At 68.1% G+C, this 15576-nt stretch carries 15 protein-coding genes; 8 read left to right on the top strand and 7 right to left on the bottom strand.

The genetic code is table 11. The features are described 5' to 3' along the window. Positions 1-2 precede the first annotated feature (2 nt). From ACYVLV_RS00380 to ACYVLV_RS00360, 5 genes are all read right to left on the bottom strand, one after another. Positions 3-1925 (bottom strand): type II secretion system F family protein, encoded by a 1923-nt coding sequence (locus ACYVLV_RS00380; protein ID WP_460806737.1) that lies wholly within the window; start codon positions 1923-1925, stop codon positions 3-5. Beyond that, on the bottom strand, positions 1925-3466 hold the full coding sequence (locus ACYVLV_RS00375) for an ATPase, T2SS/T4P/T4SS family (protein WP_460806734.1): 1542 nt from the start codon (positions 3464-3466) through the stop codon (positions 1925-1927). The genes ACYVLV_RS00380 and ACYVLV_RS00375 overlap by 1 nt, the downstream gene beginning before the upstream one ends. A gap of 3 nt (positions 3467-3469) precedes the next feature. Then, entirely contained in the window at positions 3470-4660 is a 1191-nt protein-coding gene (locus ACYVLV_RS00370) for an AAA family ATPase (RefSeq protein ID WP_460806732.1), read from the bottom strand. Then, the gene (cpaB, locus tag ACYVLV_RS00365) at positions 4660-5430 is read right to left on the bottom strand and encodes a Flp pilus assembly protein CpaB (protein WP_460806730.1); all 771 of its coding nucleotides are present in this window, start codon (positions 5428-5430) and stop codon (positions 4660-4662) included. The genes ACYVLV_RS00370 and cpaB overlap by 1 nt, the downstream gene beginning before the upstream one ends. A gap of 182 nt (positions 5431-5612) precedes the next feature. Next, positions 5613-7421 (bottom strand): AMP-dependent synthetase/ligase, encoded by a 1809-nt coding sequence (locus ACYVLV_RS00360; RefSeq protein ID WP_460806728.1) that lies wholly within the window; start codon positions 7419-7421, stop codon positions 5613-5615. Positions 7422-7597: 176 nt separating this feature from the next. On the opposite strand from ACYVLV_RS00360, the gene ACYVLV_RS00355 reads away from it, so the two are divergent. Genes ACYVLV_RS00355 through ACYVLV_RS00335 form a run of 5 tightly spaced genes read left to right on the top strand, consistent with a single transcriptional unit; the run spans position 7598 to position 11739 of the window. Continuing rightward, entirely contained in the window at positions 7598-8035 is a 438-nt protein-coding gene (locus tag ACYVLV_RS00355) for an SRPBCC family protein (protein ID WP_460806726.1), read from the top strand. 13 nt (positions 8036-8048) lie between these two features. Continuing rightward, the gene (locus ACYVLV_RS00350) at positions 8049-9374 is read left to right on the top strand and encodes an ArsA family ATPase (RefSeq protein WP_460806724.1); all 1326 of its coding nucleotides are present in this window, start codon (positions 8049-8051) and stop codon (positions 9372-9374) included. Continuing rightward, positions 9371-9823, top strand: a complete 453-nt coding sequence (locus tag ACYVLV_RS00345; protein ID WP_460806722.1) for a hypothetical protein — start codon at positions 9371-9373, stop codon at positions 9821-9823. The genes ACYVLV_RS00350 and ACYVLV_RS00345 overlap by 4 nt, the downstream gene beginning before the upstream one ends. After that, positions 9823-10767 (top strand): ROK family glucokinase, encoded by a 945-nt coding sequence (locus ACYVLV_RS00340; protein WP_460806720.1) that lies wholly within the window; start codon positions 9823-9825, stop codon positions 10765-10767. The genes ACYVLV_RS00345 and ACYVLV_RS00340 overlap by 1 nt, the downstream gene beginning before the upstream one ends. Positions 10768-10785: 18 nt before the next feature. Beyond that, the gene (locus ACYVLV_RS00335) at positions 10786-11739 is read left to right on the top strand and encodes an ROK family protein (RefSeq protein ID WP_460806718.1); all 954 of its coding nucleotides are present in this window, start codon (positions 10786-10788) and stop codon (positions 11737-11739) included. A 37-nt stretch (positions 11740-11776) separates the two neighbouring features. Here the strand turns inward: ACYVLV_RS00335 and ACYVLV_RS00330 are convergent, their stop codons facing one another. Both ACYVLV_RS00330 and ACYVLV_RS00325 read right to left on the bottom strand, forming a co-directional pair. Then, positions 11777-12208, bottom strand: coding sequence for a hypothetical protein (locus ACYVLV_RS00330; RefSeq protein WP_460806716.1), 432 nt, complete (start codon positions 12206-12208; stop codon positions 11777-11779). Between the two features lie 44 nt (positions 12209-12252). Continuing rightward, positions 12253-13023: an alpha/beta hydrolase gene (locus ACYVLV_RS00325; protein WP_460806714.1), complete on the bottom strand. Its 771-nt coding sequence runs from the start codon at positions 13021-13023 to the stop codon at positions 12253-12255. 147 nt (positions 13024-13170) lie between these two features. Here ACYVLV_RS00325 and ACYVLV_RS00320 point away from each other — a divergent pair, with 147 nt between their 5' ends. The 3 genes from ACYVLV_RS00320 to ACYVLV_RS00310 are packed head-to-tail and all read left to right on the top strand — an operon-like array spanning position 13171 to position 15574. Beyond that, the gene (locus ACYVLV_RS00320) at positions 13171-13908 is read left to right on the top strand and encodes a lysophospholipid acyltransferase family protein (RefSeq protein ID WP_460806713.1); all 738 of its coding nucleotides are present in this window, start codon (positions 13171-13173) and stop codon (positions 13906-13908) included. An 8-nt stretch (positions 13909-13916) separates the two neighbouring features. Then, complete coding sequence (gene macS, locus ACYVLV_RS00315; protein WP_460806710.1) at positions 13917-15071, top strand: MacS family sensor histidine kinase; 1155 nt, start codon at positions 13917-13919, stop codon at positions 15069-15071. After that, positions 15068-15574 (top strand): flavin reductase family protein, encoded by a 507-nt coding sequence (locus ACYVLV_RS00310; protein WP_460806707.1) that lies wholly within the window; start codon positions 15068-15070, stop codon positions 15572-15574. Before macS ends, ACYVLV_RS00310 begins: the two co-directional genes overlap by 4 nt. Positions 15575-15576 lie beyond the last annotated feature (2 nt).

Raw genomic sequence — 15576 nt, 5'->3', positions numbered from 1 at the left:
CTCTAGACCTCGACCTTGACGAGTTTGCTCATGATGAAGGCGCCGATCAGCAACCACACCGTCGCGCCCACCAGCATCACGATCCCCCGGATATCGGTGAACAGTGGCATCACGTAGTCACGCTGCGCGAAGGTGAGATACAGCAGGAACAGAGGAGGCAGCGCCGTCAGCACGTAGGCGGACAGCTTTCCCTCGGCGGCCAGGGCGTCGACCTGACGGCGTACATATTCGCGCTCACGGATGGTCGCGGCGACCGTGTCGAGGAGTTCGGCGAGGTTTCCGCCCACTTGGCGTTGGATCCGGATCGCCATCACGACCCAGTCGAAGTCCTTGCTCTGGAAACGTTGGGTGATGCCGTCGAGGGCGTCCTCCAGCGGCACCCCCAGTCGGGTCTCGACCAGCACTCGCTTGAACTCGCCCGCCATCGGGTCGCCTCCCTCGCGGACGATCGTGTCGACCGACTGGGCCAGCGAGAGGCCGGCGGCCAGCGATCCGGACATCAGTTGCAAGGTGTCCGGCAGCGACTGGGCGAAGGCTTTCTTGCGACGTGACTGTCGAAAGCCCAGGTAGAGCCACGGACCCACTGCGCCTACGACCAGGAACAGGAGTCCGATCAGGATCCCGCCCTTGCCGAGAAGCAGACCCAACAACCCCATCCCGACGAAGAACGCGGCGTGGATGAGGAGCCACTCGGAGGACTTCAACTCGCTGCCCGCGCTCGCCAGGCGGGCGCTGATCTTCGCCTCGAGCCCCGCGTTGCGCTGGAGCACCCCGGCGGCGGCGGTCTTGGCCTGGGTCAGTGCGGCGTCGGACTCCGACTTCCCCGAGGGCGGAGCCGAGGTATTGGAGGCTGCCCGGGAGTACCTCGAGATCCGGTCCTCCAAGCTCATCGGACGCGCAGGGGAGGGCACCAGGACGATCAGGATGATCATCAGGCCGACGCCGAGAGCGACGATCCCGGCATACATCAGCCAGGTCGGGGGAGTGAACGCCTTGTCGCCTCGCAGCACGTCTCCCGCATCGGCGAAGCCGATCTCGTCCTGGACGGTGCTGAACGCGGAGGCGGTGACGACATCGCCTGAAGCGGACGGAAGGAGGATGTCGATGCTGGCGTCGGTCTGGCCCAGAGTTTCCGGGATCTGCGCCGTGACGAGGACCTGGGTCGCCAGGATGTCGGCCTCGTCGGAGAACGTCTTGGCCAGACCGCCACTGTCCGCGGAGATGACCTGGCCATCGCCGGCCAGCGCGAGCTGGTTCAACGCCGCCAGGGGAGTGCCCGACTGCTCCAGGGCGACCACGTTGACCGTCACTTCGGAGTCCGAGATGAAGGACGCGGTGTCGGTCAGCGACGTGTCGCTGGTGTCCGCGCCGTCGGAGAGCACGAGCAGACTGCGTTGACCCTCTTCACCCGCCAGTTCGACCCCGGACAGGACCGCGTCGTAGAGCCGGGTCCGCTTGCTGAGGCTGAGACCGTTGATGACGGTTCGGGCCTGGTCGCGGTCCAGCGACGGGACGAGTTCGTCGGCGACGTCACCGGCGAAGCTGACGATCCCGACGAAGACATCGTCGGGGACGTTGTCGAGGTAGTTGAGGGCGGCGGCCTTCGCCGCCTTGAACCGGGCGCCCCGCATCGAGTTGCTGGTGTCGATGGCGAGCACGGAGGTACGACGGATCCGGGTGTCGGTGCCGGCGAGCTCAGCCGTGGCGGAGGTGGCGATTCCGTCGACCGTGACCTCGACCCCGGCCAGGTCCACATCGGACCCCTTGGGGACGGACACCAACACGCGGACGCCTTCGTCACTGGGCTCGACGTAGGAGATCACGCCGTCCGCGGCGAACGCGGCCGTGGGCAGAAGGATCAGCCCGACCAGGATTGAGGCCAGCAGGGTGAAGAGGTGACGTGCGCGCCCCGAGCCTGCGCGCATCAGACCCGGTCCATGTGGAACAGCAACGGGTCGACGGTCACGTTGGAGTAGGCCATCTTCTCGAGGAACTTCGGTCGTAGCCCGGTGGCCCGCAGCCGGCCGAGCGCTCGGCCCTCCGCGTCGAAGCCCGCGCTGTTGTCGAAAACGAAGATGTCCTGGAGGGTGATGACGTCACCCTCCATGCGCTCCACCTCGGTGATGTGGGTGATGCGGCGGGTCCCGTCCTTGAAGCGCGTCTGGTGGACGATGAGGTCCACCGCGGAGGCGACCTGCTCACGGATGGCGCGGACCGGAAGATCCATGCCGGCCATCAGGACCATCGTCTCCATCCGGGAGAGCGTGTCGCGAGGACCGTTCGAGTGCAGCGTGCAGATGGAGCCGTCGTGACCGGTGTTCATGGCCTGCAGCATGTCCAGGGCCGAGGCGTCGCGGACCTCGCCGACGATGATGCGGTCGGGACGCATACGGAGGCTGTTCTTCACCAGGTCACGGATGGTGACCGCGCCCTTGCCTTCGATGTTCGACGGCCGTGACTCCAGGCGTACGACGTGATCCTGCTTGAGCTGCAGCTCCGCCGCGTCCTCGATGGTGACGATGCGTTCGTCGGCCGGGATGAAGGAGGACAACACGTTGAGCGTGGTGGTCTTCCCGGCGCCGGTGCTCCCCGAGACGATCACGTTGAGACGACCGCGCACGCAGGCGTCGAGGAAGTCGCAGGTCTGCGGCGACAGGGAACCGAAGGTGATCAGGTCGCCCGCGGTGAGCGGGTCACTGGCGAACTTACGGATCGTCAGCGCGGATCCGTCGACCGCCAGGGGCGGCACGACGGCGTTGACGCGGCTGCCGTCGGGGAGACGGGCGTCCACCATCGGGCTCGACTCATCGACCCGACGACCGATACGCGACACGATCTTGTCGATCGTGCGACGCAGGTGCGCCTCGTCGGCGAACTGGGCGTCGGCGACGACCAGGCGGCCGTTCTTCTCCAGCCAGATGGAGTCGTGGCCGTTGACCATGATCTCCGAGACGTCCTCGTCGCGCAGGAACGGTTCGATGGGTCCGTACCCCAGGATGTCGTCGCTGATCTCCTGGGTGACCCGGGCGCGGTCGCTGTTGCTCAGCGGCTTGTCCTGAGCGGAGAGAACCTCGCTGAGAACCCCGCGAACCCGTTGGTCGAGTTCGTTCTGGTCCATGTCCGCGTCGTAGAGGTGGGGTCCGAGTTGCTTGAGCAACTCCATGTGGACCACGCCCTTGACCTCCTCCATCCGGTCGGCGGCGGCGGTGCTCTGCGCACGCCGCTCGGTGACCGTCGGGGGTGAAGAAGGCTTGGTGGCGGGGCGCGCCTGGTTGCGCTCGGCCATCGACGAGGAGGCGCCGGGCGCGGTCCTTCCGGTGCCGGGCGGTGGGCCGGTGCCGGCGGAGGCGGTGACGGGAGGGGGCGCGCTGGCGGCCTGCTCCTCCGGAGCGGAGTGCTTTCCGGTGGCTGGTGGGCCGTCGGTGGCACGACGGGCAGCGGCAAGACGTTCTGAAAGGCTAGTCATGGGTCACCTCTTCCTACGGAACATACCCGTCTTTTTAGGGGCGGCGGCCGTGGTCGCGAGTGGGGTGCCGGCCAGACCGGGGGAGGACACGGTTTCGCCCGCGAACTTCGACGCCAGCGCCAGAACCGCGGAGCTGGCCACGTGATTGGGGTTCTTCACGACGATCGGGTTGCCGGCGTTGGTGGCGGCAGCGATGTCGATCGAGCTCGCGATGTGGGCGACCACATTCATCCCCAGGATCGCCTCGACCTTGTCCACGCCGATCCCGACCGCATCGTCGGCGCGGTTGAGCAGGAGGTGCCGATGTCCCTGGGCGATGTTGAGCATCTCCAGGGTCTCCAGGGCGACCTTCACGTTCTTCAGGGTCGGTACGTCGAGGGTCGCGATGACGACGCACTCGTCGGTCTCGTCCAGGGCGGTCAACGTCTGGTCGTCGAAGGCCGGCGCGGTGTCGACGACGACGTAGTCGAAGCCCTCACGCAGTGTTCGTAGGACGCGGGAGACCAGGACCGGGGTGATGCGCTCGCGGACATCGGGGTGGGCCGGCGCAGCGAGGACCATCAGCGAGTCCTTGTGTCGGGTCAACAGCCCCGACAGCATCTGCAGATCGATCTGCTCCTCCGACCCGATGGCCTGCTCGATCGAGTGGGTCGGGAAGAGCTGCATGGTGATGGCCACGTCACCGAAGGCCAGGTCCAGGTCGACCAGACACACCCGCCGAGCACCCTCCTCGGAGAGGGCCAGGGCCAGATTCACCGCCATCGTGGTCTTCCCGACCCCGCCCTTGGGCGAGAAGATCGTCACGACCTTGCCCAGGCGGGTCGCCCCACCGGGTCCCCGCAGCGCGGTGAACAACTGGTGGGCACGTTGGACGGCGGAGACGATGGCCTCGGAGTCGTCGACCGCGACCACGTCGCGGGCCCCGGCCTTCATCGACTGGGTCAGCACGTGGGTGTCGAGCTCGTTGCGCACGATCACGACGCTCACCGTCGGCTTGGCGACGCGGAGGTCCTCGCAGGTCGACGTGGCAAGGTCGAGTGCCATGTCGGGGCCGAGGACCACGACGTACTCGTCCGGGTGGGACTCCAACCAGGAGAGCATCCGCTCAGCGGTCGCCACCGTGTGGGAGCCGGCAGGCAGGATGCGGACCAGCGCACCCAGCGCGTCGGTGTCCGGTTCGACGAGGACGGGCATCAGTTGCCCGACTTCTGGAACAGGTCGCCCGCCGTGGTTCCGTCGTTGATGTCGATCTTGCTGTCCCCTGCGAGCAGCGCGAAGGCCAGTTCGCCGTGGCCCTGGGCGAAGATGACGGCCTCCGCCTCCTTCTGGTCCAGTGCCAGGGTCAACAGCGTGCGAGGCAGCTGCTCGGTGGTCTGCGCGCCGGTCTCGTCGGTGGTGGTCGTGGTGACCTGGGTGGTCGACCCGACGGCCAGCACGGTCACCGGGCTGAGGAGTGCCTTGGTGAAGTCGGTGTCGGGGACCTCAGGGAGGGGGGCGAACTTCGCGGTCGAGCTGAAGAAGATCGCCACGTCCGAGCCCGGGTTCACGAAGCCGGCCACCCGCGCCGGGTCGGTCAGGGTCACCGAGATGGCCACCTTGCCCTCCGGGATGGGGAGCGTCGCGTTCGACTGAACGTCGGTGGCCCCACCGAACTTGGAGGCGATCAGTTGTTCATTGGGGAAGATCGTGGTCAGTGCGACCTGTTCCTGGAGTGCGGCGCCGTTGTTGGCCACCCCCGCAAGGAGTTGGTCCTGGGCGATGGCGCGGGTGTCGACCTTGCCTGCAGCCTGAGCCGCGGCGTACGTCTCGCCGGCCTCGATCTGCTGGGTGGCGACGAGTACGTCGACGGTGTCGAACTTCTCCTCGGCCCGGGTCTCGGCGCTTCGAACGAAGACGAAAACGAGGGCCGCGCCGAGAGCGGCCACGAAGACAGCCGCTACCAACAAAATTCTGCGCCGATCCATGAAGCCATCCTCCGGTTGAAACGAACCGTCGGACCGAATGGTCCGACCCTCCCCAAATTCGTGTCACTGGCCTCATGAACACCAGTGGCAACGACCACACTCTAGAGAACACAGGCGGTTCGGGGCCGATAATGAGACAAATCGATCGGCGCGATCAGTGCCCCCCCGGGCCGGTGTCGGACTCAGGTCACGTAGAGGTCGGCGATCCGGTCCTTGAACTCGCGCATCACGACACTGCGTTTGAGCTTCAGGCTCGGGGTCAGATGCCCGCCCTCCTCGGTCCAATCCTCAGTGAGAATCACGAACTTCCGGATCGACTCGGCTTTGGAAACGGTCCGGTTCGCAGCATCGACGGCCTCCTGGACCGCGGCGCGGATCGCGGGATCACGCGACGCGTCCCGAGGCACCCGTCGGGCCCCGTGGCTCTGAGCCCAGGCCGAAACACCCTCGGGGTCCAGGGTGATCAGCGCCGCGATGAAGGGCTGGCCCTCCCCGACGACCAGACACTGGCTGATCAGTGGGTGGGCGCGAACCTGGTTCTCCAGCGCCGCGGGGGCGACATTCTTCCCGCCGGCGGTCACCAGGATCTCCTTCTTGCGTCCGGTGACCCGAACGAAGCCCTCGTCGTCGATCTCACCGACGTCCCCGGTGTGGAACCAGCCGTCCGCCTCCAGCACCTCGTGGGTGGCAGCCTGGTTGTTCCAGTACCCCGCGAAGATCTGCCCCCCGCGGAACAACAACTCGCCGTCGTCGGCCACCCGGACCGAGGTCCCGGACAGGGGGCGACCCACGGTGCCCACCCGGTGCGCGTCCGGGAGGTTGACGCACAGTGCGGCGGTGCTTTCGGTCAGCCCGTAGCCCTCCAGGACGCTCAACCCGATGCCTCGGTAGAAGTGGCCCAGGCGTTCACCCAGGGGGGCGCCTCCGGAGATGGCGAAGGTGCAGTTCCCGCCCAGCGCGGCGCGCAGTCGGGGGTACAGGGTCCGCTCGAAGACCGCGTGCTGCGCACGCAGTCGCCAGGGGACCCGTGTCGAGGACCCGGAGGCCTCTGAGGCCTGGGAGTAGGCGATGGCCACGTCCACTGCGCGGTCGAAGACCTTGCCGCGCCCGTCGGCCGTGGCTTGCTGGGATGCGGTGTTGAACAGTTTTTCGAACACCCGTGGCACGGCCAGGATGAACGTCGGGCGGAGGTCCGCCAGGTCGGTCTTCAACGTCTTGATGTCGTTGCTGTGGCTCAGGCAGGTGCGGGATCGGATGGCGCCGATCTGGATGATGCGAGCGAACACGTGGGCCAGCGGGAGGAACAACAGGGTCGAGGCACCCTCAGAGGCGAAGAGTTCGTCCAGGTCGTGCACGGCGACGCCCAACTCGCACATGAAGTTGCCGTGCGTGAGCATGCAGCCCTTGGGCCGACCCGTCGTCCCGGAGGTGTAGATCAGGGTGGCGAGATCCGCAGGCGTCGCCGTCGTACGCCGTGCCTCCAGCTCGTCGTCGGTGATGTCCGCCCCGAGTCGGGTCAGGACGTCCACGGCGTTGTCGCCGATCGACCACACGTGATGCAGATCGGTGAGGTCGCGGCGTACCGACGAGATCTTCGCCATCGTTGCCGGCCCCTCGGCCACCACGGCGGAAGCGCCGGAGTCGGACAGGATCCATTCGATCTGCTCCATCGACGACGACTCGTAAACCGGCACGGTCACCCCGCCGGCGAACCAGATGGCGTAGTCGAACAGGGTCCACTCGTAGCGAGTCTTGGAGATGAGGGCGACCCGACCTCCCGCCTTCACCCCAGCCGCGATGAGCCCCTTGGCGACACCGCGAACCTCGTCGAGGAACTGCTGGGAGGTGATGGGGTTCCAGGAGCCGCCCGGGGTCCGCTGTCGCTGCAGAACGACCTCGTCGGGCGCGACCGAGGCGTTCGACACCACATCATCGGTCAGGTTGCCGCTCACCGGAACGGTGACGGTCATCGGACTGGCGAACTCACGCACGGCATTGCTCCTGCGGTCACACGATAGGTAGCGGGGTGGTCAGGGTGGTCCAAGGCGGTCCAGGGGGCTACGTCCGCGAGGTTATCGCCGGTCGGGGAGGATCTGCACACGCAGCACCCCGTCGGCATCCGGTAGCCTCCGACCGACACTCGTCAACACACCTTGGGAGCACCACGATGGCTGAACAGACCACGTCTTCGATCGTGGTGGACGCTGCACCCGGGGCCGTCATGGCGGTCATCGCGGACTTCGAGGCCTACCCGCAGTGGGCCAAGGGTGTAACGCAGGCCGAAGTGGTCTCCACGCTCGACAACGGCCGCGCCCGTGAGGTCTTCTTCGCCCTCGACGTCTCGCCCATCAAGGACGAGTACACGCTGGCCTACGAGTGGGACGGTGATGAGCTGGTGACGTGGACGCTGGTGGAGGGCAAGATGCTGCGCGCCCTCGACGGTGCTTACGTCCTCAAGGCGGTCGGAAACAACCAGACCGAGGTCACCTACCGACTCGCTCTCGACGTGTCGATCCCGTTGATCGGGATGCTCAAGCGCAAGGGCGAGAAGATTCTCATCGACACCGCCCTGAAGGGGCTCAAGAAGCGCGTCGAAGCATCCTGAGTCTCGCATCACGTTGAGAATCCTCCTCTTCACCGGCAAGGGCGGCGTCGGGAAGTCCACGACGGCGGCCGGAACCGCGGCGCTCGCCGCCCGCGCCGGGCACCGCACCCTGCTCCTGTCGACCGACGCAGCCCACTCGTTGGCCGACGCCTTCGGCACCAGGGTCGGCTCCGACCCGACCTGCGTCGCGCCGAACCTCTATGTGCAGCAGGTCGACGCACAGTTGCGCTTCGAGCGGTCCTGGGCCGAGGTGCAGGGATACCTTCTGCGGGTGCTCGAGGTGGCTGGGGTCGACCCCATGGCGGCCGAGGAACTGACCGTGATCCCCGGGGCCGAGGAGGTCCTCGCGCTGCTCGAACTGCGGACGCAGGCGCTGTCAGGGCAGTGGGAGGTCATCGTCGTGGACTGTGCCCCCACTGCGGAGACGCTGCGGTTGCTGGCGCTCCCCGAGGCGTTGGGCTGGTACATGGAGCGTGTGCTGCCCATGGAACGCCGCTTCGTCAAGGCTTTCAAGCCCGTGCTCAGCAAGGCGGCCGGTGTCCCGATGCCCGGGGACACCGTCTTCGACGCTGTTGAGAGGCTGCACCGGGAACTCGACGAGGTGCGATCGCTGTTGACCGGGCCACAGGCCAGCGTTCGGCTGGTGATGACCCCCGAGACCGTCGTACTCGCGGAGGCTCGGCGGTCCTACACGAGCCTGTCGCTCTATGGGTACCGCGTCGACGGTGTCGTGGCGAACCGGATCTTCCCCCGGGAGGGGGCCGACGACTGGCGAGCGGGATGGGTCCGCGCCCAGGACGCGGTTCTGGAAGAGGTCCACCAGTCCTTTGCGGGACTTCCGGTCTGGCGCTCGGAGTACCGCAGCGGTGAACCGATCGGCGCGGAGCACCTGACCCGCTTCGCCGAGGACCTGTACGCCGAGGACGACCCCCTCGCGATCCCACCGGGTGAGGGCCCGTTCCGGATCAGCCGGACGGCCGAGGGCGCGGTGATCCACCTCGCGCTTCCGTTCGTGACCACGTCGGATGTCGGTCTGGCCCGCAACGGCGACGAGCTCGTCGTGACCCTGCGCGCCGACCGCTCCGGGGGTTCGGTGACCCCCGACGAGCAGGGGTCCGCGGTCGGACTGGTGCGTCGGCTCCTGACCCTCCCAGCCAGCCTTGCTCGGCACGAGGTCGTGGGCGCGCGGGTGGTCGAGGGCGAGTTACGGGTCCGCTTCTGCGAGACTTCACCGCACATCACATCGTCGGACCCGGCCTCAGCTCCCGACGAGGCGTCGGGCAGCGCACGGCCCGGTTGGCGAAATCGACGAAACCGAAGTCAGGAGCGGACGACGTGAGTGATGGGCCATCTGACACCGACGCCGGCTCCGACGGACCGTTCGGGCCGTTCGGACCGTCTGGGCCGGACGCCGTAGGCAGTGTGGGGGACGAGGCGGCCAAGTTGATGGACGCCCTCTCCGGCTGGGCGCGCGATCAGGGGAGCGAGATGGGCGGTCTCGGTGGGCTCGGCGCGTTGGCGGGTCAGGCCGCCGAAGCGCTCTCCGGGGTCAATGAGCATCTGGCGACCGGTAGTGCCGAATGTACCTACTGCCCGGTCTGCCGTGCCGTGCACGTCATCCGCGAGACCAGCCCCGAGGTGAAGGCACACCTGGCCACCGCCGCATCCTCCCTGCTCCAGGCCGGGATGCAGATGTTGGCCACCGCCGTCCCCGACCCCGACCCCGGGGCCGGGAGTCCACGCAGCCGCAATGTCGAACCGATCCGGCTCGACGACGAGGAGTCCTGATGGGTGATCTGACCTGCGGTATCGACGTCGGCGGGACCAAGATCTCCGGCGCCGTTGTCGACGAACACGGCGGGGTGGTCGAGGAACGCACGATCGAGTCACCGGCCGAGGACGGTGACGCGATCGAAACCGCGATCAACACGTTGGTCACCGACCTACGCAGCCGGCACGACCTGGTGGCCGTGGGGGTGGGAGCGGCGGCGTACATCGATGCGGCTCGCGCTCGCGTCCTGTTCGCACCGAACCTCGCGTGGCGAGATCTGGATCTGAAGGACCACCTCGAAACGCGTCTCGGGTTGCCCGTGGTCGTTGAGAACGACGGAAACGCAGCAGCGTGGGGTGAGTTCCGGTTTGGGGCCGCCGCAGAGCATGAGGACATCTTGATGGTCACCGTAGGCACCGGCGTTGGTGGCGGGCTGGTCACCTCTGGCCAACTCGTCCGCGGCGCCTACGGCGTGGCGGCTGAGATCGGACACCTGCGGGTCGTGCCCCAGGGACTCGAGTGCGGATGCGGCCGCCGCGGCTGCCTCGAGCAGTACGGCAGCGGGTCGGCTCTGGTCCGACAGGCCCGTATCGAGGCAGCAGCGGACCCGACGGCCGCACGGGTGCTGCTCGAACGGGCCGGCGGCTCGGCCGACGCGATCACCGGTCCGATGGTCACCGAGGTCGCCCAAGCAGGAGATCGTTTCGCTCGGTCGCAGTTCGACTTCATCGGAAACTGGCTGGGCGAGGGCCTCGCGTCGTTGGCCGCGGTGCTGGATCCCTCCGTCGTCGTCGTCGGCGGGGGAGTCTCCCATGCCGGCGATCTGCTCATGACGCCACTGCGTGAGGCTTTCGAACGCGAATTGATCGCTCGCACGTACCGGCCCGTCGCGGACATCCTCCTGGCGGCCCTGGGCAACCGGGCCGGGGTCGTGGGCGCCGCCGACCTGGCGCGACTCTGAGCAGAAGGTCCGTGAGTCGTGTTCATCGGCGTTGACGTCGGAGGATCCAAGGTCCTCGCCGCCGAAGTCGTCGACGACGGGGCCGTGGTGCGCAGCGCGCGTCGCTCGGTGCGCAACCCGACCATCCGGCGACCGGACTCCCGACCCGAGTCGGCCGTCCAGGTGGGACCCGAGGCGGTCCGGGCCGCCGAAGACGCGCTGACCGAGGCCGTCGTCGAGGTGGCTGGGGACCGGCCCGTGACCGCTGTCGGGGTCTCACTCGCCGGAGTCGTGGATCAGGCGGGTGAACAGGTGCTCTACGCCACCCATCTCCCGTGGCGCCGGGACCGGGTGCGAGAACGGCTCAGCGCTCGATGGGGCGTCCCGGTCGCGCTTGAGAACGACGCCAACTGTGCGGCGGTCGCCGAGGCGACTTACGGCGTGGCCGTCGGTGCCGACTCCTGCCTGTTGGTGACCATCGGGACCGGGATCGGTGGTGCGATCCTGCGGGGCGGGGAGTTGATGCGCGGCGCCAACGGGATGGCCGGTGAGTTCGGCCACCAGCAGGTGGTCCCCGACGGGTTGCGCTGCGAATGCGGTCTGGTCGGGTGTTGGGAGCAGTACGCCAGCGGGAACGCTCTGGAGCGGGTCGCGCGAGTCGCGCTCGGGTCTCACCTGGACGGCCCGGAAGTCACTGCAGCGGCGCTGGCGGGTGATCACGTCGCTCGCGAGGCGTTCGTGGCCGTCGGCACCTGGCTGGGGGTCGGTCTGGCCAACCTGGTGACGGTGTTCGATCCGTCGCTGGTGGTGGTGGGCGGCGGGGTCTCCCAGGTGGGAGATCTGCTCCTCGACCCGGCACGTGCCGCACTCGAACGATCGGTGTACGCCGGGAGCTACCGAAAGTTGCCCCCGGTCCTCGCCGCATCTGCGGGACCGGCCGCCGGGGCCGTCGGCGCAGCGGTGTTGGCGCGCCGACTGATCGAGACCGCCTGAGCAAGGACGCCGGGGGAACCCGGCTGGTCGAACTGGGTCAGAGCACCGCGCCGTTGTCGTCGGGGTCGCGCGGTCCACTGGGCATCAACATGACCAGATAGACGAAGCCTCCGACGAACGAGACGACCAACAGGGTCGCGATGAACGACGGCAGGCTGATCCCCAGCACCAGAGCCAGCAACAGAATGGTCGGTGACCCGAACACACCGAACCAGGCCAGCATCCGATCCTTCGTGGTGGCCGGCACCGGCGGAGGCGGCGGCGGGATGAACCGCTCCTGGCTCCAGTCGGAGTCGATCGACGCCTCGTCCCAGGCGCGTGGCGCCGGCATCTCGGGGCGCTCGGGAGCCGTCCACGTGGTGTCGGTGGGTTCGGGCGCGGCGTCGTCGAGGTCACGGTTGACCCCTATGTCCGCGCGATCGCCGTAGTTCTCGACGATCGCACGCCACGCTTCGTCGTCGTTCTGCACTTCTCGAGCCTAAGGTGTCCGCGCAAGGGCGGCCACCTCGTCGGTCAGACCGCGGTGACTCGTGCGACGAATGCGGCGGACTCCTCGAAGATCTTGGTCGCGTCGTTGTCGAGCGTGGCCACGTGATAACTCTGCGGCAACTCGCTCATCGTCACCTCCGCCGATGAGACCTTCCCGGTGATGATCGGGGTCGAGGAGTCGTCCACGACGTGGTCCTCCGGCGAACGGAAGTAGAGCAGCGGTGCGGTGACCAGGGGGAGGTCCGCGACGAGGTGGGGCCACGCCTGGAACATGCTGTGGGCCGCCTTCAGGGGGGTCCGGTCGTAGCCGTGTTCCTGCACCCCCGGCTTCTTGATGTCGCTGGCGATCCCGGGGAACGACTTCACCACGTGCTTGAGGACCGGGAGGAGCTTGACGTCGAACCGCTTCGTGGAGACCGCCGGGTTCACCACCATCAGCCCGCTCACCCGATCGGGGTGGTCGGCCGCGAGCCGCAGGGTCAGGGCTCCACCCATGGAGAGTCCGCCGACCACCACGGCATCGTGATCCAGGCACAGGCTGTCGAAGGCGCGCGAGAGTTCGCCGTACCAGTCGTCCCACGTCATGGTGTTGAGTTCCTGCCAGGTGGTGCCGTGGCCAGGCAGCCGAGGCACGGAAACCCCGTAGCCGAGGTTGCCGAGATGTTCCCCCCAGGGACGGATGGAGTACGGCGATCCGGTGAAGCCGTGGGACAGCAGGACCCCGATCCGACGCCCGCCCGTCATCTCGGGGCGAGCCTGGATAAGGAGGGGTGAGTGGCGGTCTTCGACGGTCATGGCGGCAATTGTGCCCGAGGGTCGGACCGGTGGTGAGCCCACCACGGTCATCGGTAGGTGAGATCGGTCTTTGGCACTACGCTGACGCCTGGCGGAGGGATGCCCCTCCGCGGTACGTCAGATGGTCTCGGGAGATTGGGTGCAGCGGTGTTCTACTGGTTCTTGAAGTGGGTCGCGCTCGGTCCCCTTCTCCGCGTCGTCTTCCGACCGCAGACCGAGGGAGCCGAACACGTCCCGGAGAACGGTCCCGCGATCCTGGCGAGCAACCACCTCTCCTACGCCGACTGGCTCTTCATGCCCCTCACACTGACGCGTCGGGTCACCTTCGTGGCCAAGGCCGAGTACTTCACGAGTCCGGGCATCAAGGGCTGGTTCCAGAAGCAGTTCTTCTCCGGCAGCGGTCAGGTTCCCATCGACCGTGCCGGCGCGGACGCCGCCGCCGGGGCGATGATCGCCGCGAAGCGGGTGCTCGGGGAGGGTGACCTCTTCGGGATCTACCCCGAGGGCACCCGCAGTCACAACGGCAAGCTCTACCGCGGCAAGACCGGGGTGGCCCGCCTGGCCCTGGAGACCGGCGTACCCGTGATCCCCGTGGCCGTCGTCGGCACCGACGTGGTCGCCCCTCCGGGAAAGACCTTCGGCAGCATCACCCGTCCGGTGGTGCGCTTCGGCAAGCCCCTGGACTTCTCGCGGTACGCCGGGATGGAGAACGACCGCTACATCCTGCGCTCGATCACCGACGAGATCATGTACGAGATCATGCGCCTCTCGGGCCAGGAGTACGTCGACAAGTACGCCGGGCGCGCCAAGGAGGACGACAAACAGGCGGAGGCCGCCGCCAAGGCGAAGGCCGACTCGGCCGCCGAGCACCAGCAAGCGTCCTGAGCGAGCCGGTGGCACCGAGCACGATCTCCAACCCGCTGCGGGCCTCCCTTGCGGTGGAGGACCGGCTCTTCCGTGCCCTGGCCGTGGTCCGCGTGGTGACCCTGGCCAACGCGATACTGGTGAACCTCTACCGCTTCGACACCTTCACCCGACCCACCGTGGGAATGGTGGCGCTCGGGGTGATGGTGGTCTGGACGGTGGTGGCCACCTACCTCTACCGCGTCCCGCACCGACGGTCCCTCCCGCTCCTGGTCGGGGATCTGGCGGTCGCGTTGGCCCTGCTCGCCACCTCACCGCTGGCCAAGGGCGGCGACTTCGAGGCCATGATCCCCGGCTTCTGGGTGATGAGTGCCTTGTTCGCCTGGGCCATCCGCTTCCACTGGCAGGGTGGACTGTTCGCGGCGGTCTTGCTCGGAGTGGTCGATCTGTCGGTCCGTGCCGAGATCACCCAGACCAACTACGGCAATGTCTTCCTGCTCATGATCGGCGGCCCGGTCGTCGGTTTCATGGCGTTGTCCCTCAAGGAGATGGCCGCCGAGCGGGACGTGGCCCAGGCCGCCGCGGCGACCGCGACCGAACGAGCCCGCCTGGCTCGTGCGGTTCACGACGGCGTTCTCCAGGTGTTGGCCCTGACCCAGCGCAGGGGAGCGGAGATGGGCGGTGATGCGGCCGAGTTGGGCAGGCTCGCGGGCGAGCAGGAAGCAGCCCTCCGGACCCTGATCCGCTCTCAGGACGCCTTCGCCCCCACACTCAGCGGCACCGCCGACCTGGCCGCGGCGGTGGCGCGGCTACCCACCCACCGGGCGGTGACCATCTCGACCCCCGCCACCACGGTGGAGGCCGACGCGCACGCTGTCGAGGAGGTGGTCGCGGTGATCGCGGCGTGCCTGGACAACGTGGCGCGGCACGTCGGCGAGGACGCCCCTGCCTGGGTGCTTCTGGAGGCCTGGGAGGACCGGGTCGAGATCTCCGTGCGCGACGAGGGCCCCGGGATCGCCGTCGGTCGTCTCGACCAAGCTGCCGAGGAGGGCCGGCTCGGGGTCACCCAGTCCATCCAGGGACGCATCGAGGACCTCGGCGGATCCGCGCGCCTGCACACCGACGCCACCGGCACCGAGTGGGAGTTCGTCGTTCCACTCCGACCCGGACGAGAGGCACCATGACCATCCACGACACGCATCCCTTCGCCGACGCCGAACCCGACCCGGTACGCCGACTGCGGGGTCGCCTCGGCGGGACCGTGACCCTGTGGACCACCGGGCAGGGGAGCGACCGGGTCGGCCTGACGGTCACCTCGCTGATGGTGGCCCACGGCGAACAGGCTCGGATCCTGACTCTGGTCGACCCGCTCTCCGATCTGGCCGAAGCCCTGACCCCAGGCGACCGGGCCGTCGTACAGACCCTCGATTGGCCGCACCGGGACCTCGCGGACGCGTTCGCCGGGACCGCGCCTGCCCCGGGGGGACCGTTCCGGCAGGCGTCGTTCGTCGACACCGAATGGGGCCCCCGGCTGGACCCGGTGGCCGCTTGGGCCGGCGTGCGGGTGGAGGGGATCGCGGAGGTCGGGTGGTCGCTTCTCCTGACCTGTGTGGTCGAGGAGATCGACGTGGATCGAGACGATGCGCCGATGATCCATCGTCGCGGTCGCTACGTCCGGCTCGGTTAGGG

Source organism: Nocardioides salsibiostraticola (genome assembly GCF_054783655.1).
This window is presented reverse-complemented; position numbering and strand designations above follow the sequence as displayed.